The following is a 24,133-nucleotide window of genomic DNA, read 5'->3' as shown; positions in this document are numbered from 1 at the left end:
AACCCCATGACATCAGAATACTTTCATTTTTTAAGCATTATCGGTGTAGCGTTTTTTGCTATTTCCGGCACCTTGCTGGGCCATGAAAAAAGTGTTGGTGGTTTTGGTGTGGTGGTTGTTGCCACAGTCACAGCTCTAGGTGGTGGCACACTTCGAGACATATTGCTTAACAAACCAGTATTTTGGATAGCTCAGCCCGATTATTTGTACGCAACTTACATAGCCATATTCGCATCTATTCTATCAATTCGTCACTTACCCGATTTAAGTAACACCACCATGCTATTAATGGATGCTGTAGGGATGGCTATTTTCAACATTATTGGTATCGAAAAGGCACTAATTGGCGGCGCAGATATGATTGTTGCCATCACCATGGGTATGACCACGGGTATTTTTGGCGGCCTGATGCGTGATGTGATCTGTCGAGAAGTGCCTTTAGTAATGGGCGAAGAACTCTATTCCACCGCTTGCTTATCTGGCGGGTTAACTTACGCGGCTTTATTCACCCTTGAGGTGAGTTATATTTGGTGCATTCTTGGCGCATTTGCTGTGACGGTATGTTTAAGATTAGGCGCCATACACTTTGGCTGGCAACCTAATCTGTTTCGTAAAAGCAGCTTTAAACGCTCTTAGCAGGTCATATAAATACAGCCATCGAGTGGCATGTCCGCGGGGTACTGGGTTTGAATAAACCCCATTTTTTCATAAGCTGTTTTAGCAAGGGTATTATGGGTATACACAAACAACGACAAGCTATCACACTGCAATTGCTGTTTGCCCTGCTCTCCTAGTAAATTTATCAACACTTTTGCAAGACCTTTACCACGTTCACTTGGCGCGATAACTAGCCGCCCTAAATGGCAACGACCTTCACGTAAATAGTATTGACCAAACCCTAACATCTGGCCCTCGTCATTAATCAACGCGAAGGAATTCAGCGCATCTAGGTTTAAATCATTTTTAAAGCTTTGCGTATCAAATGGGTAATTAAAAAATGGCCCAGACCAAATACGCAGTTCAGCCTCTGAGTTAAACCAACCCATTAACTCGTTGAGTTGGTCACTCGTTACTTTAACTAGCTTCATGTTTTAACCTATCGTATAAACCCGATGCACGAGTAACAGATTTATTCATTGCCATGAGCAATACATTTTTATCGGCCACCAGCTCAAATGTGGTTTTCGCGCGGGTGATCCCCGTGTAAACCAATTGCCTGTTAATGCCCTGATTAGCCTGTTTTATTGGTGGTAAAATCATTGCGGTATAAGCAAATTCAGAGCCTTGCGACTTATGAATTGTCATGGCATACACTTTATCGTGAGCAGGTAAACGTGCGGGCGAAAAGGCACGAATATTTTCTTGTTCATCAACAAACATGGCTTTTAACTGACCTTGCTCATCGTGCATTAAAATACCTATGTCGCCATTAAACAGTTTTAACTGGTAGTCGTTTTGGCTGATCATAATTGGCATACCCACGTAATGCCTTTGATATGGCGAGATTAAACCTTGTTGAGCCAGTGCTTTTTCAATACGCTGATTAAGGCTATTTACACCGTAATCACCCTCTCTGACTGCAGCTAACAACTGATAATGCGCAAAGGCTTTATGCACACTGGCAACACTTGCCCCTTGCTGGATAAGCTGCAAATAATCGTGATATTGCAACGCCGCTTGTTGCACAAACTGCTCTATCGGTTTACTAATTACACTGTAATTAAGTTTAAGGTCTTTAAAGCCACCTTGATTAATCGTTTGCTCAACATAGCCCAGTAAACCACTGTTATTGGTATTTACAGTTTGAGCTAATTGACCAATGCCGCTGCTGCCATCAAAACGATAACTTTGCTGTAAAAACGCAATACAATCGTTAAGTACAAAATGACTGCTTGCCGCGGGTATTTCGCTCTGATTATTAAAACAAACGCGATTAAGCTGCGCTGCTCTTTCACTGCTGTAATCAGGCATTTTGCCAAGCTCTAACCCTTGGCATAGGTCGCTAAGAATACTGCCCGTATCAACCGAGGCTAATTGGTCTTTATCACCCAGTAAAATAAGTCTTGCATGGCTCGGTAGTGCCTCGATTAGTTTTGCCATAAGCGACAAATCAACCATCGATGCCTCATCAATGATCAGTACATCTAAATGCAGCGGATTACGCTTATTATGGCGAAACTTATTGGTATGCGGAACAACGCCTAGTAAACGGTGAATCGTTTGCGCACTGTCTGGAATAAGTGGCGCGATATTATCAGGGATCATACTGAGCTTTTGCTTTGCCCCTAAAATCGACTCGGTTAAACGCGCTGCTGCTTTGCCTGTCGGTGCAACCAGTTTTATTGTTAGCGGTGCACTGGCATACAAAGATTGTAATATGGCTAGTAGTTTAGTTACCGTGGTGGTTTTACCTGTACCCGGGCCGCCAGTGATCACACTAAAGCCTTTTGTTGCAGCAATTGCACAGGCTACTTTTTGCCAGTTTAATGTTTTAATAGGATCGCTTGGGTTGGGTGTATGTTCACTGCTAGGAAAATACACCTCAAGTAGTGCTGTTAATTCGGCTTCATCTAAGGTGAGTTCTTTCGTTGCTAAATGATGTAAACGCGAAGCCAATGTGGTTTCGTACTCTGCCAATCGAGCAAAATAAAGTTTATTCGCAAACAAAAGCAGTGGTTTTTCGTCCCCGACACACTCAGCATTCATTAGTTTATTAACGGCATCAGAAAGGCCAAATTCTGTCGCAAACGGGGTTAAAACCTCAGGGGCTGCGATGCTGGCATCAGCAAAGCTTTGCTCTCTAATTTCAAACGGATTTTGCCAGTTTATATTCACGAGCTCTAAGCAGCTGTGCTGACTTTGCTGCGCGGCCGCAAGTAATAAAATCAGGTAAAAAACCCCACTGTGCGCTGCTTCGTTATTCTCTACCAGTGTTTCTGTGCCAGTCAATAGCTCTGCGAGTTTAACATCAACTAAGCGAATACGTTTTGCCTCAAGTAAATAACTTAGTAAAGGCTGTGTTTTAAGTTCTGTAGCAGGCAACACTGAATCGCTTTCGGCATATTGTGCTGGTTGCTCTGGTTGTTCTGGCTGCTTATTCATTGGCTCGTTTGGCTCATGGTCATCAAAGCCGAATGTCAGTTGACTCATAGCATGGCTCCTTGTGCGAATAAGCTATCCAGCTCAGTTAATTGCTGTTTTGTTAACTGATTAAAATACACCCCTTGCCCTTCGCTCATACCACGTAAGAAGGTGTAGTAAACACCCCCTAAATGCGTGTCGCTATCGTAATCTTGAATACGTTGTTTTAATAAGCGGTGCAATGCCACGGTATAAATTAAATACTGCAAATGATACTGATGACTGGTCATGGCTTGCTCTAGTTGCTCATGTTGGTAGTCAGCCGCACTATTGCCTAAAAAGTTCGATTTATAATCAAGAATATAATACTTACCCTGCCAGCAAAATATTAAATCGATAAAGCCTTTTAGTAAGCCTTGTACCTCACTAAAATCAAGCTGCCCGGGTAAGTTAAAGTGTTTTACTAACACTTGGTTAAGCTTATCGCTTGAGAGCGATAACAGCGGTAAGTTAAATTCCATTTCGACCAAACAGGTATCGGGCTCAAGTACTGATAAACTAAGCCCTTTATCGTTTAATGGGCAATTCAGTGCAGCAAGGATCCACTGCTCGGTCATTTCCTGCCAGCTATCATCAATATGGTATTTTTCGAATAACGTTTCGATCACTTTATCAAGTGCGTGGTCATCTTGCTCGCTGGCTGGGCGCTTTAACGCATAAGGGTCAGTAAAGTCTAATTGCTCAAATATTTCATGCAAACAACTACCCGGCTTTGCCCCTTTAGGGAAGCTGTAAGGAGTTAAAGCATTGGCATTTTGGGCTAAAAACTCATCTTTTTCGTGGTCTTCATCACTGCGCCCAAGCTCAATATGATCAGTATGCTTTTTCAGCGTTAAGCTACTAAAGCTGGTTGAGCGCCAATCACGCTGAATGTCAGCTTTAACAGTATTAACTTGATAGGCCTGCTCACTGTCAGCACCAGCAAATGTTAACTTTTCAAGCTCACCTGCTTCGCTAAACGCCTCATAGTGCATGTGCGCAGAGCCTTCACAAAATTGTTGTAACAATGCGCGCCATTCATCGCCCGATTTAATCTCTAACCCTGCAAATAATACGTGGCCAATGCTGGTACTTTGAATTCCAGGGCGAGCACTACGACCTTGCGCAATGTTATACATACCCACAGAACAAAAATGCACGGCACGAGTCAATGCCACATAGAGCAAGCGTAAATCTTCAGCCAAGCGCTCTTGCTCTGCTTTTTGCATTGCGTCGTCACTTTTAGCAAGATCATAAATCAACTTACCGTCTTTATGGTAAAGGGCTTCTTTGCTTTCACGATAGCCACAGGCAAACGGCATGAATACAATCGGGTACTCTAAGCCTTTTGAGGCGTGCATGGTGACAATTTTCACCAAATTAGCATCGCTTTCTAGGCGTACTTGCACCGCTTCACCATCTTGTTGACTAACTTTTTGCGCAAACCAACGCAGCAATCGATGGGTTCCCTCAAGCTCAATTTGCTTTTGCTGTAATATTTCCCCTAAATGGCGGAAATCGGTGAGCCAGCGTTCAACGTTGTAACCTAAACCTTGCCAACGCGCTGCGAGCTGATTATGGCTTAATAAACGCTCGAGCATCGCCATAGCGCCTTGTTTATGCCAAATGTGAGCAAGCTGAGCAAAAAAGTTTAAATGCTCTTGCCATGCACTTTCATTTTCGTGAAGCTCATAAATGCGGTTGTAGCTTAAGCAAAACAATGGCCCAGCAAGCACACCACGCAGTAATGATTCATCATACTGTCCATGTAATGCCGTTAAAAAGTTCAGTAAATGATGACTAAGCTCTTGGTTAAAAACACTATCTCGCGATAAATACACACTGGCAATGGCGGCTTCTGCCAGTGCAGTTTTCATCAACTGTGCTTCGTTTCGGTCACGCACTAACACACAGATATCGGCGGCAGTAAGTGCTACTCCTGCAATGGTTGCAGCGCCTGCATCGGCTTGCTTGAGTAGCTCAGTAATTTTTTTCGTATATTGCAAAGCCAATGCTTGTTGAGCCACCCCTTTGCTGGTTGGCTTGTTGTTGGCTTCGGCGTATTCATCAACAAACACCGAAAATTCAAACGCACTTGGCATTTCACCGTTTATTAAAAACGCTTTGTCTTGCTGTTTTCCCTTCGCATTAACCTTTTGAAATGGGATTGCATCGTTATAAATAAAGCTATTAGCATTTTTAGCAAATAAGCGGTTTACACTATCAACAACCCCTTCACTTGAGCGGTAGTTGGTATCTAGGGTGTATTGCTTGCCCTCTGAAACAGCTTGTTTTGCACCAATATAAGTAAAAATATCTGCACCACGGAAGCCATAAATAGCCTGTTTAGGGTCACCTATCATGGCAAGCGTGGTGTTTTTAATGCCATAAATACGGCTAAAAATGCCATATTGAATTGGGTCGGTATCTTGGAATTCGTCAATCATGGCAACCGGAAACAAAGCGGCAATTTTTTCACTTAATGCTTGGCCTTGCTCACTTAAAAGCGCTTGATGCAAATTACTCAGTAAGTCATCTGGAGTAATAACGCCTTGCTCTTGCTTGCGTTTAGCTAATGCACTTGCCACCCATTTAGCAGCATATTGCACTATCGCAATATTCAATCCGTTATTGATAAGGCTACTGAGTGTGGCCATTTCATCAAACTGAGCCAGCATTTCGTGACTGAGAAAGCTGCCGTTTTTCTTATAATTTGCAGGGTCGCTTAAATTCTCTGTGCTCCACACTTCAAACGAGTATTTACTGGTACCAAATACAAAAAACAACTCATCATTGCTTAAGTATTCTTCAAGCGCTGCAAGGCTGTTTTTTCGACCTGGAGTTTTTGAACCACTTAAATCAGATGCTTTTACAGCATTAATAAATTCACTCTCACGGCATGCCGTTTTAAATGCTGGTACTTTTGCCACAAAGTTGTCGCGCGCTTGCCATATATCGTCGAGGTCGTACTCAGGGGTAATTGTTGCCCCTTGTTTATTGAGTAAACTCACTACCTGTGAATACAGTGACGCCGGCACTGGGAAAATATCGGTAATGGCTTGGGTGCGCTCTTTTGATTGTGGGTAAACAAAGGCACGCCAAAAGTCATTAAGGGTTTCTTGAATAAGCTCACGCTCATCTAAAATAAACTCTAAGTTAAACGCCACGCCGGATTCAAAAGCATGTTGTTTCAGCATTCGCTGACAAAAGCCATGAATGGTGAATATAGCGGCTTCATCCATAGACTTTGCTGCAGCGTCTAACAAATCAAATGCGGCGTGTTTGTCAGTCACCTCGTTAATTACTTGCTCAATCAACTCATCATCTGGCTTTTTACCAAGCAGTGCATCTCTGGCATTGATTATACGCGCCCGCACACGGTCTTTAATTTCTTGAGTTGCGGCTTCAGTGAAGGTCACCACCAGTATTTGCTCAACACTTAGAGGCGTATTTAATTGTTCATCTTCACCGTTCGCTTTTTGTAAACCCAACAAATACCGTAAATACAAACCTGTGATGGTGTAGGTTTTACCTGTACCGGCACTGGCTTCAATCAGGCTTTGCCCACACAGCGCCATACTCATTGGATTAAGCGTTTGCATGATCTGCCTCCTGTGCTAACTCAACGAGTGGCGATAACAGCAGCTCACTCCATTTTATAAACTCTTCTTCACAGTCTTTAAGGCTCTTTATGGTTAAACGAATATACGGATTTTCACCCTCACCCATGCCTATGTATTGCGGCGCGAATTTATTGTTTGCTTTAACCATGTCTTTATCTGTTTTTATGTACTCGTAACCACTGACCGGAAAGAACGCCACTGGGCGAGTTAAAAGCGTTTCATAAAGCGAGAACCAATCGTTTAAATACTTGCGGGCATCGTCTTCTGACAAGGGTGAAAAACTAATTTGCTTGTCTAAACCAAGAATAAGGGTTTCGACTGGCTGACCCATTATTTGCGCCGCTAAATGATGCACAAAGCCACGAATTACATCTTTTGCTTTAATACTGGCGGTGCGATAAAACACCTGTTTTTGACCATAAATATGATTTAACCAACCTTCTAAAGTGGTATTGGCTATTTTAATATTTACTTCAACGGGTAATGCTTCATCACCTTGAATATGCGCTTTCACTTGCCCTGCAAGCGCATCAACTCGGTGCTGCATACTTTCAAACACAAGGTCGCCAACATGGGCTTGGGGTAATTCACCGCGCTGCATAATTTGCGCTTGATTAAGCGGTAGCTCTTGAATGCTGGCTTCGAGAATTTCGTCTAGGTAAAAGTAGCGGCGTAATGCATCTAAACTAAATGGCTCTTCATCTTTATCGATATCGTTAAATTGCGGCAAGCGTAAACCCAAACTTTGCTGATAAAAGCTCTCGTGCGGCTGGCAAATACTGCGAATAAACTGAGTTAACTCAACACTGCTTTCTGGCTGAACACTAAGCGCTTGCTGAGGTTCAGGGTTAACAGCTTGAGTTGGCATCCACACGGGGTTATAGCTGTGTAATTGTGTGGCTAGCGGTTTGTTTGCTTTTTGCTCGCCATCAGTTTGGCTTTTATTACCTTCTTTGTTAGTGGTCAGATAATAAGCCGGGTTAAATGGCTGTAAGTGCTGATAATTAATCAGCGCCTCTGGTAGCTTTAAGTGAGTGTCTTGATCAGCAAATTCAAAACTACGGGCTATGTATTCCAAAAGCTCGCTCACTAAAGTTGAGGGCATTCTTGGTTGGTTATCAAAACAAGAACGACCAATATAACTGATGTATAGATTCTCACGGGCACTTAAAATCGCTTCTAAAAACAGGTAACGGTCATCAAGTTTGCGAGAGCGGTCGCCTTTTTGGCGTTTTGAGAAAGGCACTAAGTCAAAACCAATTGGCTGAACGGTACGTGGGTAATCTGCATCATTTAAACCTAGCATGCACACCACTTTAAATGGCACCGCACGCATTGGCATCAACGTACAAAAGTTAACTTGGCCCACTAAAAAGCGCTGCCCTACGCCTTTTTCTTGAATACCTTGTTTAACCAAGTAACTAACAATACGCTGCGAAACAGCTTGTTGGTAATCGCCATTATCATAATGCTTAATCAGTGTATCGAGCACTTTTTGCAGTACTAATAAATCCCAGCTTTGTTCGCCTTCATCGCTGTATATATCGTTTAATAACTCTTTTAGAATATCTGCCTTTTCGTTAAGCGGTGCATCAGCTTGCAACTTAGTTTTATAACGGGCCAGTACATCAATAAATTCAATAAGTTTATTTAAGGTATTCAGTGCCATACCTTCAACTTCATCGGCACTGTAAATCCCCGAAAACGGCAATTGCTCATCACGTTGCGCAACACCTAATAACAAGCGGTTTAGACCATGTTGCCAAGTATTTAAATCTATTGCGGGTAAGCCAAAACTGTCTTTGTGGGCGGCATCTAAGCCCCATTTAACGCCAACACGCTCAAGCCAAAAACCAATTTGCTCATATTCATGGGATTCGAGGTTAAACTTCTCGGCAATTTGTGTGACTTGCAGTAAATCAAGAATGTCAGACACACCAAAGCGTGAGTAAGGTAAATCGGCTAAACTAGCAAACGAGCTAAGTACGGGTTTTTCTTGCTCTATCGCTAAATCGGCTAACGCATAAGGAATAAAACGTCGCCCTTCGGCACCACCAAACACCGCCTCAATATACGGGCTGTATGTGCCAACATCTGGCATCATTACAATAATATCTTTTGGTGTTAGCGCTTTATTTTCATTGAATAAATTGAGTAAGTAATCATGTAGTCGTTCTACTTCACGAAGTGGCGTGTGACAATCGCTCAGCACAATGCTGGTATCGTCTGCCTGAATTGGCAACTTGCCTTCATCATTAATAAACCATTCTTTATCAGGCGTTAGTGATTCCCCCTTAAAAGCTAATTGGTAAATTTCAGACTGTATTTGCGATAACAAGCTTTGATCAAACTCGTTATCGAATCCGTCAAGCCACTGCGCGTCTAGTTGTAGTAACTGCTCAAAATAATCTCGGCCTAATTTACCCCACGACGAGAGTAACGGGTTACCAATAAAAAAGTACTCGTGATCAGGGTTTTTCGCGCTGTCTTCAAGCGCTTGTAACTGCGGGCGTCTAGCATATTTAGCGGCAATCTTAGCTGCTGTTTTTTCATCGAGTGTGTCACCCCAGTAATGCTCACTGGGGTTGAAGAAAAACAAAAACACCTGCGTTTTTTTTGCAATGGCCTGAAACACTTCAAGCTGGCTACTCGCAATTGCAGAAATACCAAATAAGCTAATACGCTCAGGTAATTGGCTTGCGTCCATTTTATCAAGGGCTGCAAGGAGTTTGTCTTGCATGTTGGCGCGGTGATATTGGCTTTGCCCAAGTTCTTTACTGTGCGCCACCAGCTTGCGCCAAAGATCTGGCTGCCATGGCGCAATGCCCACATCAACATCATCAAGTTCATCAATGCCCTGCTCCCAAGTGGCAATCCAATTGGGGCGATACATTAAATATTGGTCATAAACGTCGGCAATTTTCTCGCACAAGGCAAAGGTTTTTTGCCCTTCACTGTCACCATCCAAATAGGTTTTAAGTGGTAAGTACAGCGGCTCATCAATGCAGTTTGGTAAAATCGCAAACAGCTTCCAAGCAAGGTTAGTTTTGTTATACGGTGATTCACTGGGTACATCAGGCAATAATTGTTGGTAAAGCTGCCATATAAAACTCGAAGGCAGCGGAAAATCAACTTGAGCGGCAATCCCTAAGTGTTCACTTAAACCTATTTTTAGCCACTGCGACATACCTGGTGACTGCACAAGCACAATTTCTTTTTTAAAAGGGCTCGTTAATGGATTAACTTTAATAACTTTATGAAAAAGCTCTTGCAGTGCTTCCATGCGATTTGATTGAATTATATTCAGCACTCTACACTGTCCTTGCTTGAAACTAACTAATTGACACAGTGTAAGATATTTTAATTAGATGGGATAGAGAGAAATACCCGCAAACAAGGCTTATTCCATGTTTGCAGGCATGAGCTACGGGCATGTGTTAAAGATATGCGCAGCTGGCAATATTTACTGGTATGGGCTTATCGTCGATAACGCAAACTCGGTGTGCATTATCTCATCACCCTTGATGCCTTTAAGCGCAATACGAATGGTAGGGTCTGCTTTTTGCCAATCGATTGTTAAATCGCCGTAGTTAACCTCATGAGTGTAATCACCCACACGGTGTTTATTAGGGCTAACATCTTTCCACTTTTCTGTAAGCCCAGAGCTAGTCATCTCAAATAGCGGGTAATCTAGGTTTTGTTCATATTTAGACAGCTCACCCCAGTGGGTATCGCCACTGACTATAATCACACCGTTTACTTTATGTTTTTTAATAAGCGCAAATAAGCGCTCACGATCAGCCGGATAATTAGCCCATGACTCCCAACCTGTAAAATCAGCCAATAACTGTAAGCTTGAGGCAATGATTTTTATCTTTTCATCTGACTTAAGCTCTTGTTCGAGCCATTGCCATTGGTTTTCGCCAAGCATAGAGGCGTTTTTATCGGTTGTTGGACTATAAGGCCCTTGTTTTGCAGGTTTACGCTCAAGTTGATAGGTCATCGCTGATACATGATTTAACGGCGCACGATTAAAACGCAGATCAGGCATGATCACCTTTACTGTTTGCTCACCTTCACCGTACGTGTACGAAGTGTAAATACCATCTTCACGAGTTCTGCGAGCAGAACCTGCTGGCTCTTGCCAAAAGTCGAGCATGATTTTTCGTGATTGCTGTTTTTTGGGGTATTCGCTGCCAGCGTCATTTTCGCCATAATCATGGTCATCCCACATGGCTATTATCGGCGTATTCGCACGTAATGTTTTAAAGCCTGGCTTTTGCCCTAAACGTTGATATTTATCGGCAAGTACCGTCATATCTTCGGTATCACCATAAATGTTATCGCCAAGGAACATAAATAAATCGGCTTGCTCTTTGTTGATGGCATCAAAAATTGGAATAGCTTTGTCTTGATGACCACATGAGCCAAACAAAATTTTACTTGGCGCGGCAATCGCACTCACACTACTAACCAGCATTAACCCAGATAAGGCGCTTTTGAACAAACTAAAAGTTAAACTCATTTTAAAATCTCCTTAATTGGCGCGGCCATTTTCGGGTTAACTTGCTGACTGTTAATGCCTAAAATATTCAGCACAGTTGCCGCTACTTGCGCTTGTTTGAGCTCATTGCTTGGCTTAATTAAGCCTGTTGCTTTTATATCTGGGCCAATCGCCGCTAACCAAATATGCTCAGAGCCAACAATACCGTTTGGAAAACGTTGCTTACCTTGTTCTGAACGAGCTAAAGCACGCTTCGAACTATGATGTTGCCAATCATCAGCATGGCTGCCACGGCCATGATCGGTGGTAATAATCATTGTGGTGTTGTCTTTATAGCCCGGTGTTTGTTGAATTGTTTGCCAAAGGTCACGAATAAACGCATCACTTTGTTTAGCCGATTTTAAATAAGCATCGTATTTACCGTTATGGGCGAAGTCATCGGTTTCACCCAAGCTAATAACAAGTAAACGCGGCTGTTTATTTAATAAATATTGTTTGGCAAATCGGTAGGTAAAGCTGTCGAGGCGCACATTATGCCAAGGGCTTGGGATCTCGCTTTGCATTTGGTTTAGCAGAGTCACTTCGGCTGACTTCACAGCATCAAAAGCTTCAAAGCCGGCATTAACATAAACCCCACTACGCTCACGATTTACAATATAGGGAAACACATCCCAGCTACCAAAAAGCGCGGTTTTACCTTTAAACTCTGGCTGAGAATTTAAACTCTCTAAAATGGTTTTATTGGGGTTAGGCACTTTATCGTTACTATCGATATTTTCATCTACTATGCCGGTTAAAATTTCACTGTAACCTGGGTATGAGAAATACCACGGGTTGCTTACCGACATCAATGAACCTTGCGTTCTATCGCCAATCAAAACGCCTTGCTTTACCAATGTTTCGCTAAAAAATGGCATTAACGCTTGAGTACGCTGTGCTTGATCATCTCGCCAAAAAAGCGCCTTTAGTTCATCTGTATTTGCAACAAAATCAGTGTTATCGATTAGGTTTTTATCTGCACCAGAGAACACTTCTTGCCAGCGAAGGCCATCAAGAGTCACGAGTACAACATTGTCTGCAGCTTTACAGCTTATGCTTAATAGTGATGCTGCTACAACCGCCGTGGCTAAAATTAATTTTTTCATATTTCACCTGCAAAAAAGCCCATCAACGATGGGCTATTTAAAACGTTAGCTTATTACTTAAAACTGCGCTGTAAGTGTTAAAGCTGCGGTACGTGGTGCACCAATAAAGTAGGTAGAGCCATTACCTGTGCCACCTGCGAGATATGATTTATCAAACAGGTTATTCACCACAAATGCAAGGTCGATTGATTTAAACACACCTGAATCAAGACTGGTATTATAACCAATGTTTAAATCAACCAAGGTGTAACCATCAACCTCGTTACGCGAACGGGTTTGCTCATCAGTCCATGCACCTAAACGCTCACCTGTGTATTTAGCCGATAAACCAAAGCGGAAATCACCACTGTAGTAGTCTGCCGATACCACAAATAAATCTTGTGCTGAGTCAATCACTTCATCACCTGCTTTAAAGCTGGCTGTTGCATCTTCAAGTAACTCACCATCGCTGTTGTAAGCACTTGGATCGTTCGATTGATACTCAGAGTTATTGTAGGTATACGATGTGTAAATATTCCATTTGTCAGTCAGCATATAGCTTGCTGAAAGCTCAACACCTGTTGACTCAATACCACCTACGTTGATGTAAGAACCGTTCGTGCCAATGGTGTAGTCAATACCATCGGTATCACTGCCCGGAGCAATAAAGGTAATGCGGTTATCAAATTCAATGCTGTAAGCGGTTGCTGTTAAGCTTAAGCGGTCATCGCTGTAACGCACACCTAGGTCGATGTTTTCAGCTGTTTCAGGTTCAATTTCGGTCAGTGTTGATGAATCACGTTCAAGTACACCATCTTTAATTGCCGCAAAGTTTTCGCTGTAGCTGGTGAATAGCTCTGTGCTTGCAGATAACTGATACAGCATACCACCGCTGAATAGTACGTCTGAATCACTGTCGATTTTATCTGAGTACTCATCTTCAAAATGGTTATAACGCTGCAGCTCAACAAGGTACTGTTTAGCACCTAAATTAAGTGTGAAGTTGCCTAAACTGATTGAGTCTTGTACGTACCACTTGAATGTATCTGTTTCGAAGGTGTTTTTATACTGTGTCCAATACGGCGTATGGTCAAAGTGATGATAAATACGGGCATCAATAACTTTATGCCAGTCACGTGACTCATCACGGTCTGTTTGTTCAAACCAAAAACCGGCTTCAATGTCATGGTTGCCAAGGGTTACTTGGTATTCACCGGTCATACCTAAGCGGTCTTTTTTGTAGTGAGTATGACGATACGACATAACCGGAATCGCATCATCTGGGTAACAGGCTGGGTTTAAGCCAGGGCCTGAAGACCATGGCCACTCTAAACTTGCCGTACAACCTGCAGCAGGTGCCAGTGGGTTACCCTCACTATCTGTAAAGCCATAATTGCCAGCATTTTCGCCGCCAATCGTTGTTGGATTACCATCATCATCAACCGGTGACGTTAAATAAGGCGGGATCCAATCGCCACGACCTGAGTTTTTATGATAGTAAGGCGACAAGCTTAAGTTTGAAGTGGCACTTAGCGCGTAATCAAACTTTACATACGCAAGAGTATTTTCACGCAGTGTACCCCAGCCCTCAGCAAACATTTGATCAAAATGCGGCACGCCAGTCCAATTCCAAGTTAAACGATCCCAATCAGGGTTTTGTTCAAACTCGCTAATGCTGATGCTGTTATAGTTAATTTCATGAACATCATCATACGAAACACGACCCGTTACGGTTAAGTCACTAAAGTCGGATACAAACTTCGCTTCGATGTGCTGGTTGTCTTTACCACCATTGCTGCCATCACCAATCCAGCGGCTGGTATCAGTTTGTGAATAGCTGATATAGGCTTGCGTGTTATCAAACACAGTGCCGGTTTCGTGCTTAACAAAGTAACGACTAGCATTGTGATCACCCGTTGTATAAGCAAACGTAGTGCTTTGCTCAGTGTTCGGTTGTGCACTCACAAAATTGAAAGTACCGCCTAATGCTTCGAGTGAGGCTGAGGCAATATCAGACGTACCTTGCCCTACTTCAACCGTTGCTAAGTTTTCGCTGTCTAAGTAACGGTTTGCTTTTGCACCACCACCATAGTTAGAACCACCATTAGGAATACCATCAATCGTCATACCTAATTGCTGTTGATTACCATCAATACTAAAGCCACGCATAGTAATGGTGGTTGACCAATCGTCACCGCCAAATGCATCACCTTCGTTGATGCTAATACCCGGTAGGTTATCAATCACGGCTAACACACTTGATACTGAACTTTGTTGCTCAAGCATCGCAGGTTCAATAACGTTATTTGCATAACTGGTTGGCTTTGCAACAACGGTAATTTCTTCAATTTCGTTATTCATGTTTGCATGTGCCGATGTTGCTAAAAGCGTTGCGATCACAAGGCTTAGCTTGGTTTTTTTTGCTACTGTGCTCATTGTTTTCCCAAGGTTACGTATTTAAAAGCGGGCACAGTATGCAGAGCGTGTATTACATTTAGGGGCAAAATTTTTGACACAACAGTTAAACAATTAATGCATTTTCATGGCAAATTTAAGACTTAACTGTTTAATAAATAAGAAAGTATTAGAAAAAACGCCCAGTTAAATTAACTGAGCGCTTATTGGTTGGACAATATTATTAGGTTTGCTTAAATCAGTTCAGCCAGCATTTCGTCGCTGTATGGTGTTAAGGTTTCACCATTTTTAACTTTGCTGATGTAATCTGGGTTCGCAATGAATGGACGACCAATCGCAATTAAATCAAATTGGTTGTTATCGATTGCTTGATTAGCTGACTCAAAGCTATAGCTACCTACCCCTACTAACGTACCTTTATACGCACCGCGCATATATTCAGACGCTGACTTATCACCTAAGCTTGCAAAGCGCATGCTGTCATCAAAAATACCAACATGTAAGTAGGCAAGATTACGTGTTTCAAGGGCTGGTAACAGATAATCGAATACTGCTTTATCACCGTCGCTTTCGGTCATATTAAAATACGCCCCTGGCGATAAACGTAATGCAGTTTTGTTTGCACCAATAGCTGCCACGACAGCATCAACGACTTCAAGAGCAAAACGCGACATGTTTTCTGGTGTTTGCCCGTATTGATCTTCACGTTGGTTGGCAGCAAAGTGTAAGAATTGATCAATTAAGTAACCATTCGCACCATGAATTTCAACCCCGTCAAAACCCGCTTCAATAGCGTTTTCGGCGGCTTTTGCGTAATCAGCTATTAAACCTTGGATGTCTTCAATGGTTGCCGCTTTTGGAGTAACATAAGTTAATTCACGCATTCTCGGTACCGAACCTTCAACACCAATTGCTGATGGTGCCAGTACATCACCACCAAAAAAGTGAGGGTGAGCAACACGACCTACGTGCCAAAGCTGAGCAAACATTTTGCCGCCTTTTGCGTGCACAGCATCGGTGACTTTCTTCCAGCCTTGAATTTGTTCGCTAGTAAATAGACCCGGTGTATTTGGATAACCTTGTGAATCTGGGCGAATAATCGTTGCTTCGCTAATAATTAAGCCCGCATCAGCACGGCGCGCATAATAGTCAACCATTGCTTGGGTAGGTACGAGATTATCGTCGCTCATACAGCGTGTAAGGGGTGCCATTAGTACACGGTTTTGCAACTCAATGCTGTCATTTAGTTTAAACGGAGAAAGTAAATCGGTTGTCATGGTTTTATCCTTATCTTGAACATACATTCAAGATAAGGGCGAAACAAACATACTTCAAGGTTTATTTTGAATAATCGTTCAAGATTACGTAAACTTCGTTTATAAACCGTGAGGAGCCTTAATGAGAACTGCTGAATTTGATACTGAATTTGTACTACGCCAAGCCATGCATGCTTTTATGCAATATGGCTATGCGAAGACCAGTATGCAAAAATTAAAAGAAGTGACTCACCTTCACCCGGGTTCTATTTACGCGGCTTATGGCAACAAAAAAGGCTTGTTTTTAGCCGCCACCGAGCAATATCAAAAAGACAGAAACCAACAATTTACTGCCCTTTTTAATTACCAACAATCAATTTTATCAACTCTTAAACATTACTTAACTGTGATTGTTGATGAGTGTATTGAAGGTGAAGTAGCTAAAGTATGCTTACTTACGAAGAGTATTTCTGAGGTTGAAGGCAATGACCCACAAATTTGCACTGTGCTGCGTAGCAACCTTAATGCATACGAGCATGCCCTCGCCGAGCAACTTCAAAAAGCCCTAAATAACAACGAATTTGTAAGTAGCAAGTCAGCGCAACAACTTGCACGCTTTTTAGTCATGGGCATATACGGTATTCGTACCTATGCGCTGACAAATCAAGACCCTAAATCTCTGCAACAACTTGCTGACGATCTATTTGCTGCATTAGTAAATTAATTTAGCTAATAACTTTACTTGTCATATTAATTTATCACCTTATGATTAAGGTGTAGCTGTGTATAACTAAAAGAGTGAGCCTGTCATGAATAATGCAACTGCTAAACGTGTTGAAACTGAATTTGATACTGTACTCGCCTTAGGCGCAAAGAAACGACTCGCTTATATGTTTGAAACGGTACAAGAGTTTAAACAAGTGTGGATCCTCAATGATGAACATGGCTGCGTCATGCTCTCAAACGAAGATGACGACTGCGTGCCTGTATGGCCTAGCCGCGAATTTGCCCAAAGCTGGGCAACCGGTGAATGGCAAGATTGCACACCAAAAGCCATCCCTGTAAAAGATTGGTTAAGCCGCTGGACACCAGGCCTTGAACAAGATGACTTACTTATTGCTGTATTTCCAACAGACCAAGACGACGGCACCATTTTATTCCCCGATGAGTTTGACTCACAACTGAGAATGCCAAAAAGACGATTTTAAATACAAGGGAGCCAAGCGCTCCCTTTTTTATGCGATTTGTTGCAACCGCAGTGCTGAAATATCTTTAATCGGTGGCTTGCCAAAAAAGCGTGTGTACTCGCGGCTAAACTGCGATGGGCTCTCGTAACCCACTTTTAAAGCTGCAGAGCCCACATCAATTCGCTCATTCAGCATTAATTGCCTTGCCGCCTGCAACCGTAAGTTTTTTACGTATTGCAACGGACTCATCTTTACTACATCACGAAAATGCAGTCTGAATGTCGACGGGCTCATGTGTGCATCACGGGCTAAATCATCAATTGAAAATTGACTGGTAAAGTTTTCTTTTAACCAACACAAGGTCTTAGCGATTTTTTGATGGGCTGAGCCAGACATCACAATTTGCCTTAAATAAGGGCTATGCGGGCTATTTAACAAACGCAATATAATTTCTTTTTTAATAAGTGGCGCAAGATTAGCTTTTAATTGAGGCTCTTTGTCGAGTTGAATAAGCCTTAGTAAAGCGTCAAGCAAACCATTATCAGTATCAACCACCGACATAGCTTGGTGCTTAGGAAACTTGTCTTGCCCTGCGAACTCTATTTCTGCAACAATGTGGCTGATTTCATGAGCATCTAAGCGTAAGTAAAGACCGTAAAATGGCTGCTCTTTACTGGCTTGAGTTATATGCGAGGCAACAGGCACGTCGACTGAGGTCACCAGCGATTGCCCGTCAGTGTAATCATAACTATGTTCACCCAGCACAACTCGCTTTGCACCTTGCAAGCTAATACCCAGCCCTAACTCATACACGCAGGCCATCGGTAATGAAACTTCGCTTCGTCTGAACACCAATAATTCTGGAATCCCTGTTTCAAAATTACCATCTGCAATCGCTATTGCTTTCACTGCTTCTATTAATGCCTGACGCATTTAGATTACCTCACATAAATACTCAATTAAGTGTATCACCGTAATTTGAGGTTAGGACCATTTTAGGTAACAGTTCGTTATTTTAGGCAAAAATTAAATCATTTATGGCAAGCAGAAATAGCCATCATCGACCATAATGTATTTTCAATTTTTCGATTGCATGCTCTATGTAATCAGCAACTGCTACAAAACTTCAATATATTCAATACCTAAAATCAAAAGAGATATTATGAACCATAACAACACGGATTTATTTGTGTTTGTCGCGATCGCTGCTTTGGTCACCGTTCATGACAAGCCTTTGTTAAAACGAGCATGTCAGCACGCATTGAATGATGGCGTTTCAATGCAAGAGTTGTGTGATATTTTACCGCATATCAGTGTATATTCTGGGGTGCCAAAAGCATTGTTAGCACTGGAGATTTTAAAGTCACTTGATGATATTCAAGGTTCAAATGCGTTGCTTATCAAACGCACAGAGCAGCAGCTAAAAACCGCACTCACATTTGGCCAACTACCTTTTGGCATAGAACAGCAAAACAACCGAGTTTTTGAGCTTGCCTCTTTAGGCGCTTTATTTGCATTAGACGATGCCAGCAACTTAGTTAGCGAGCAACTTAAACGCTGTGTACTGCTTGGTTATAGCCGTGAACAACTTGAATTATTAGTGATAGAACTTGCCAGAAAGGTCAGTAGCCACATAGCAATGCGTGCTAAATGTAATCTTGAAAAGCACTTTGCAATGGTGGGGTAAATTTAAGAAATGGCGGTGACGAGGAGATCCTCCGCCACAAATCACATAAGCTTTTGAAGTATTTATCATTCAAAACTTCTTGAAAATCATCGAACAAAGCTGTGTGACTAACTTATCAACGGCTTTGTTCGATTATTTCAGCAACTTTCTTCAAGTTACGGTAGTTACCTTCAGCAAATGGGTTGTCATAATCCTCTATTTCCAAAACAGAGTTTGGTTTACTAAATACATTGCTAATTATTGATAGTTGCTTAACAACTCTTGCTTGCATCTTAGATATTTCAGATTTATCAATATCAATTTGTTTTCTATCCAAAATATTATCATAAGATTTTGTAATAATTTTCTCCTCAATTTCTTTAAGTTTTGACCAACTATCATCGTCTAACTCTTCTGGCTTTTCTCCTAAATTAGAGCCTCCTAAAATAGATTCAATATTAGAAAGTAGTTTTTCATAGAGAGTTGTGTTTTTATCAAGTTCGATATAAGCATTTGCTATTTCCTCCATTTTAGAGCGATCTTGATCATTCAAAAAGTCATAATTTGTGCCCGTCATCATGCGAATTGCATCAGAGTCCGTATTTTTATCAATAAATGATTTTGCATCGTAGATGGAAATAATTTGTCTTATATTCATCAATTTCAATTTATAAACAAAATGCTCGATTTTCTCCTTTTCGCGTTTTTCCAGCAAATTCAAATCTAAATCAAAATCACTCAGTTCTGTGGTGTGAGGATATAGCTTTTCAGATATATTTAATAAAATAAGAGTAAAGTACTTAAGCTTCAATGCTTGTATGTAATCTTGCCAAACTTCACTTTCAACATTTTTAGGTGGGGGCTTTCTTAAAATTTTAGCAACAGATGCTGGATTTTCATTTACATAATACTTCTCTAGATTATTGACGGCAAAAAGCTCTTTACAAGCTGTATGGTTCAATTCAATCCACTTTGATTCTATAAAATTTATCGGCTTTGTTATATTAAGAATTTTACCTAAGCTATCTGAATCAGTACTAACTTTTACCTTATACAAAAATAAATCTTCGTAGTGGCTTGCCATCGTATCAATGATTAAACTCCATTCAAAATCGGATACATGTTCTGGCTTACAAGAATTTAAAATTTTAAAACTTTCATGTTCTTGTAGGTTACTACAATGAAAATTTTTGATATCTCTTTTGCTTTTTATAAAGGACCTTCTCGCTTCATCCCAATCTTTTTGATTCACATAAAAAGGCTTGGGTTCATTCAATACGGTCAAAATACCATCATAACTACTAAGTTGTAATTTTCTAAATACATGTCCTTTGAAGGTCGAAATAATTATATAAATTAAATAGCCAACACTACACAATACATATATCAAAATAGTAGCATTTGAACTATTGGCAGGCTCCAAAGCATTTATTGCTTTACCTTTTGGGTATGAAATATCAATAAGCTTACTTGTGATCCCACCAACTGTTGATTTAATGGTGTAACTGAATTTTGAATTGGGGGGGAGTTTAGGATATTGTGCCTGAAAAAAAGTATCTGCAACATTTTGTACAACTTTATCATCTACAAAGTTCTTAATTACATTGGCTTCTTTAATTTTTCCGGTAATTTTAATTCCTATAGAATCAATAGCAACATCACCGCTATTTATTACTGTTAATTGCTGAACGCTTTCTTTTACCTCGCCCTTATCAATTATTAATGGGATAGGCTCACTTAGATAGTATTCAAGTTCAATTTTGTCTTGAGTTAAATAATATAATAGATAGCCCGACAAGACAGTACCAATGATAGTGAAAATAGTACTTACCAAATTCCCTTTCAAAATTAACCCCTTTCTTACAGTTCAAAATTTTAGAAAAAAATATATCAAAGTATTATCAGTTATTTTCAATTAAACTTGAAGCCTGTTTCTTAACATGGTTTTAGTAAGTCAACTATGAGACTTTCTAATAAAGTGAAACACTGCTAAAGAATCCCCCTTTAAGTATTAGCTTTAGGTTCGCATCAATAATTTTTAATTTATCAATAACTTTATTTATTGTTAGTTTTAACTGTAACTCAAAAAATTTTTGGTTCCCCCTTTATGTACAAATTTAAAGATGCGAGACTAACATCAATGGGTAACTACGAGTTTTTATTCATACAGAAACTCTACATTAATCATGAGAATATTCTGTCTTTTGTGGCGATGTTATGCACCAAAATTATAAAGCTCTAGGTATAATACTCAGCACCGCTTAGATGTAGTTATTAAAAATCATGCTATTATTCAAGCAATTAAAATAGCTTTAATACAAGGAATTGATATGAGCTTAAAAAGCGCAATTACAAATTTGAAAATTGTAAGCTAAACAGTAGTGAACATGGGGGATTCTTAGCTAGTAATATTACAGTTGAGCATGACGGCTTTGTTCTTAATCTCAGTAGTGGCTGGGGCACAGGGAAGTCATTTCATGACATAGTTAACTCTTCAACTGAGGTGACAGCATTTAAAACCATAATTTTGATTTACGACAAATATTTAAACGAGTTTAGATTGAAGAAATCTGAATTTTGGCTTTGAGATGATTATATAAGAATTTCTAAACTAGCAGGTTGGTTAAACTAGCCATACTTTATATACATATTTTTTGCCTTAAGTTAGACAAATATGATCTAAAGATTCTTTAAACTCGTTTTTGCCTATAATTGAGCAAATAGCACAGTAAGCCTATCTAAATCAAGCTTTTGTACCAGACTTCAGATGGAGTAATTCTCCCTGCCAGCAAACAAGCTTGGGACATCACAGGATAAAAGACTTTGAGGTAGGATGGCGGTGACGGAGAGATTCGAACTCTCGATACGTTGCCGTATACACACTTTCCAGGCGTGCTCCTTCAGCCACTCGGACACGTCACCTAAGGCGCTGCTTAGAGTTTAGCAGCGGCGTTATAGTATGAAAACAACCCTACAGACGCAAGGGCTTTTTAAAATTGTGCTGCTAAGTGATTAGTAATCAAACAAAAAAGGCAAGGTAAACACCTTGCCTTTTGTATATAGATATCTCGTTCTTAACGTTGAAGCGTTGCTGAAAAATCTAACATACGGTTAAGCGACTTTAATGCACCTTCGCGTAAGTCCATATCAACAAACACTTCTTTACCTTCAGGGTCTGTCAGTGCTTCTTCAATTGCTTTTAAGCCATTCATTGCCATCCACGGGCAATGCGCACAGCTTTTACAGGTTGCGCCTTCACCTGCTGTTGGTGCTTCAAAGAATTCTTTCTCTGGGCATAACTGCTGCATTTTGTAGAAAATACCTCGGTCAGTCGCTACGATGAACTTTTTGTTGTCCATAGTTTGCGCTGCTTTGATAAGTTGGCTTGTTGAACCAACCGCATCAGCTAAGGCTACAATCTCCGCAGGAGACTCTGGGTGAACCAATACAGCCGCATCTGGGTGTAAGGCTTTCATATCCTTAAGTGCTTTGGTTTTAAACTCGTCATGAACGATACAGGCGCCATTCCACATGATCATGTCTGCACCTGTGTTCTTTTGAATGTAAGAACCTAAGTGCTTATCTGGACCCCAAATGATTTTTTCGCCTTGCTCATCAAGATGCTCAACGATTTCTAGGGCACATGAAGAAGTAACAATCCAATCTGCACGCGCTTTAACAGCGGTTGATGTATTTGCATACACTACTACCTTGCGATCAGGGTGCTGATCACAAAACGCTGAGAATTCTTCAATTGGGCAACCTACGTCTAATGAACAGGTTGCAGCAAGCGTTGGCATAACAACTGTTTTATTTGGCGTTAGGATTTTTGCTGTTTCGCCCATAAAGCGAACACCGGCTACCACAATTACATCTGCGTCGTGCTTAGCGCCAAAACGCGCCATTTCTAGCGAGTCAGCAACACAACCGCCTGTTTCTTCAGCTAGTGCTTGAATTTCAGGATCAGTGTAATAATGGGCAACAAGAACCGCGTTCTTGTCTTTTAATAATTGTTTGATACGTGCCTTGTACTCAACTTGCTCGTCTTTTGATAACGGAGCTGGCTTTGGAGGGAAGATATAATCTTCAGGCATAATTTGTTCAGCTAGACTCATTTCTCGACCACTTAGTCCACAGTGCATTCATGGCGCGAATTATACGAGAATCTTAAGCTAAAGAACAGTATTGCTGTGAGCTGTTAAGATAAATAAAGGATAACTTAGAAAGAAAAGATAAATCAGGAATGGTGGGTCATGATGGACTTGAACCATCGACCAATGGATTAAAAGTCCACTGCTCTACCAACTGAGCTAATGACCCGCTCTGGATATTTAGATGCGTAAATCCGCCGATATGAGACCATTCGAAAAATGGTGGGTCATGATGGACTCGAACCATCGACCAATGGATTAAAAGTCCACTGCTCTACCAACTGAGCTAATGACCCGCTCTGGATATTTAGATGCGTAAATCCGCCGATATAAGACCATTCGAAGAATGGTGGGTCATGATGGACTTGAACCATCGACCAATGGATTAAAAGTCCACTGCTCTACCAACTGAGCTAATGACCCGCTCTGTTGCTTATAAAAAGCTGCGTAAATCCGCCGATTTAAGACCATTCAAAAGAATGGTGGGTCATGATGGACTTGAACCATCGACCAATGGATTAAAAGTCCACTGCTCTACCAACTGAGCTAATGACCCGCTCTGATGCTAATAAAAGCTGCGTAAATCCGCCGATATAAAACCATTCAAAGAATGGTGGGTCATGATGGACTTGAACCATCGACCAATGGATTAAAAGTCCACTGCTCTACCAACTGAGCTAATGACCCGCTCTGATGCTAATAAAAGCTGCGTAAATCCGCCTATATAGAACCATTCAAAGAATGGTGGGTCATGATGGACTTGAACCATCGACCAATGGATTAAAAGTCCACTGCTCTACCAACTGAGCTAATGACCCGCTCTAATTGCTTATAAAAGCTATACGTAAATCCGTCGATTAAAGATTACCATTCAAAGAGAATGGTGGGTCATGATGGACTTGAACCATCGACCAATGGATTAAAAGTCCACTGCTCTACCAACTGAGCTAATGACCCGCTCTTTTTTCCGCATTTTGGCTGTTGTTACCAATCGCCTGCTGCGGGCGCTTATAATACTTATTTAAATGCTGAGTGCAACAGAAAATATCTCTTTTTTTAAGTTTTTATGTCTAGTTGCCTAATTTTA

General features: G+C 41.1%; 15 protein-coding genes and 8 tRNA genes. 4 read left to right on the top strand and 19 right to left on the bottom strand.

Annotated features, from left to right (window positions below):
* Positions 1–6 precede the first annotated feature (6 nt).
* Positions 7–636 (top strand): trimeric intracellular cation channel family protein, encoded by a 630-nt coding sequence (locus L1266_RS00195; RefSeq protein ID WP_054553032.1) that lies wholly within the window; start codon positions 7–9, stop codon positions 634–636.
* Here L1266_RS00195 and L1266_RS00190 read toward each other — a convergent pair.
* From L1266_RS00190 to L1266_RS00155, 8 genes are all read right to left on the bottom strand, one after another.
* Entirely contained in the window at positions 633–1,088 is a 456-nt protein-coding gene (locus tag L1266_RS00190; protein ID WP_235376533.1) for a GNAT family N-acetyltransferase, read from the bottom strand. The two genes, L1266_RS00195 and L1266_RS00190, sit on opposite strands and share 4 nt — an antisense overlap.
* Complete coding sequence (gene recD / locus L1266_RS00185; RefSeq protein ID WP_442960590.1) at positions 1,075–3,102, bottom strand: exodeoxyribonuclease V subunit alpha; 2,028 nt, start codon at positions 3,100–3,102, stop codon at positions 1,075–1,077. Before recD ends, L1266_RS00190 begins: the two co-directional genes overlap by 14 nt.
* Before the next feature lie 44 nt (positions 3,103–3,146).
* The gene (gene recB, locus L1266_RS00180) at positions 3,147–6,722 is read right to left on the bottom strand and encodes an exodeoxyribonuclease V subunit beta (protein ID WP_235376531.1); all 3,576 of its coding nucleotides are present in this window, start codon (positions 6,720–6,722) and stop codon (positions 3,147–3,149) included.
* On the bottom strand, positions 6,709–10,053 hold the full coding sequence (gene recC / locus L1266_RS00175; RefSeq protein WP_235376530.1) for an exodeoxyribonuclease V subunit gamma: 3,345 nt from the start codon (positions 10,051–10,053) through the stop codon (positions 6,709–6,711). The genes recB and recC overlap by 14 nt, the downstream gene beginning before the upstream one ends.
* Positions 10,054–10,206: 153 nt before the next feature.
* Complete coding sequence (locus tag L1266_RS00170) at positions 10,207–11,268, bottom strand: alkaline phosphatase D family protein (protein WP_442960586.1); 1,062 nt, start codon at positions 11,266–11,268, stop codon at positions 10,207–10,209.
* The gene (locus L1266_RS00165) at positions 11,265–12,392 is read right to left on the bottom strand and encodes a sulfatase-like hydrolase/transferase (protein ID WP_235376529.1); all 1,128 of its coding nucleotides are present in this window, start codon (positions 12,390–12,392) and stop codon (positions 11,265–11,267) included. The genes L1266_RS00170 and L1266_RS00165 overlap by 4 nt, the downstream gene beginning before the upstream one ends.
* A 57-nt stretch (positions 12,393–12,449) precedes the next feature.
* Positions 12,450–14,807: a TonB-dependent receptor domain-containing protein gene (locus L1266_RS00160; protein WP_235376528.1), complete on the bottom strand. Its 2,358-nt coding sequence runs from the start codon at positions 14,805–14,807 to the stop codon at positions 12,450–12,452.
* A gap of 212 nt (positions 14,808–15,019) precedes the next feature.
* A complete protein-coding gene (locus L1266_RS00155; protein ID WP_235376527.1) occupies positions 15,020–16,063 on the bottom strand; it encodes an alkene reductase in 1,044 nt (347 codons plus the stop codon).
* A 121-nt stretch (positions 16,064–16,184) separates the two neighbouring features.
* Between L1266_RS00155 and L1266_RS00150 the strand changes: the two genes are divergently transcribed.
* Complete coding sequence (locus tag L1266_RS00150) at positions 16,185–16,766, top strand: TetR/AcrR family transcriptional regulator (RefSeq protein WP_235376526.1); 582 nt, start codon at positions 16,185–16,187, stop codon at positions 16,764–16,766.
* Positions 16,767–16,851: 85 nt separating this feature from the next.
* Positions 16,852–17,250 (top strand): DUF2750 domain-containing protein, encoded by a 399-nt coding sequence (locus tag L1266_RS00145; RefSeq protein ID WP_138618128.1) that lies wholly within the window; start codon positions 16,852–16,854, stop codon positions 17,248–17,250.
* A gap of 27 nt (positions 17,251–17,277) precedes the next feature.
* Here the strand turns inward: L1266_RS00145 and L1266_RS00140 are convergent, their stop codons facing one another.
* The gene (locus L1266_RS00140; RefSeq protein ID WP_235376525.1) at positions 17,278–18,162 is read right to left on the bottom strand and encodes an AraC family transcriptional regulator; all 885 of its coding nucleotides are present in this window, start codon (positions 18,160–18,162) and stop codon (positions 17,278–17,280) included.
* Between the two features lie 229 nt (positions 18,163–18,391).
* Here L1266_RS00140 and L1266_RS00135 point away from each other — a divergent pair, with 229 nt between their 5' ends.
* A complete protein-coding gene (locus L1266_RS00135; protein ID WP_235376524.1) occupies positions 18,392–18,916 on the top strand; it encodes a carboxymuconolactone decarboxylase family protein in 525 nt (174 codons plus the stop codon).
* A gap of 115 nt (positions 18,917–19,031) precedes the next feature.
* On the opposite strand, the gene L1266_RS00130 is transcribed toward L1266_RS00135, so the two are convergent.
* The 10 genes from L1266_RS00130 to L1266_RS00085 form a co-directional block, all read right to left on the bottom strand.
* The gene (locus L1266_RS00130; RefSeq protein ID WP_054553019.1) at positions 19,032–20,741 is read right to left on the bottom strand and encodes a hypothetical protein; all 1,710 of its coding nucleotides are present in this window, start codon (positions 20,739–20,741) and stop codon (positions 19,032–19,034) included.
* A 988-nt stretch (positions 20,742–21,729) separates the two neighbouring features.
* Positions 21,730–21,817 (bottom strand) — tRNA-Ser (locus L1266_RS00125).
* A 152-nt stretch (positions 21,818–21,969) separates the two neighbouring features.
* A complete protein-coding gene (nadA, locus tag L1266_RS00120) occupies positions 21,970–23,010 on the bottom strand; it encodes a quinolinate synthase NadA (protein ID WP_054553018.1) in 1,041 nt (346 codons plus the stop codon).
* A 129-nt stretch (positions 23,011–23,139) separates the two neighbouring features.
* Positions 23,140–23,215 (bottom strand) — tRNA-Lys (locus tag L1266_RS00115).
* Positions 23,216–23,266: 51 nt separating this feature from the next.
* Positions 23,267–23,342 (bottom strand) — tRNA-Lys (locus tag L1266_RS00110).
* A 51-nt stretch (positions 23,343–23,393) separates the two neighbouring features.
* Positions 23,394–23,469, bottom strand: a tRNA-Lys gene (locus tag L1266_RS00105).
* A gap of 57 nt (positions 23,470–23,526) precedes the next feature.
* Positions 23,527–23,602: transfer RNA gene (locus tag L1266_RS00100), tRNA-Lys, on the bottom strand.
* A gap of 55 nt (positions 23,603–23,657) precedes the next feature.
* Positions 23,658–23,733: transfer RNA gene (locus L1266_RS00095), tRNA-Lys, on the bottom strand.
* Between the two features lie 55 nt (positions 23,734–23,788).
* Positions 23,789–23,864: transfer RNA gene (locus tag L1266_RS00090), tRNA-Lys, on the bottom strand.
* 63 nt (positions 23,865–23,927) lie between these two features.
* Positions 23,928–24,003, bottom strand: a tRNA-Lys gene (locus tag L1266_RS00085).
* Positions 24,004–24,133: the final 130 nt, after the last annotated feature.

Origin of the sequence: Pseudoalteromonas sp. Cn5-37 (assembly GCF_021532495.1) — a bacterium.
In the GTDB taxonomy this organism is placed as follows: Bacteria; Pseudomonadota; Gammaproteobacteria; order Enterobacterales; family Alteromonadaceae; genus Pseudoalteromonas; species Pseudoalteromonas simplex.
The sequence above is the reverse complement of the archived record's forward strand: the minus strand, read 5'-3'. Positions and strand labels throughout refer to the sequence as shown.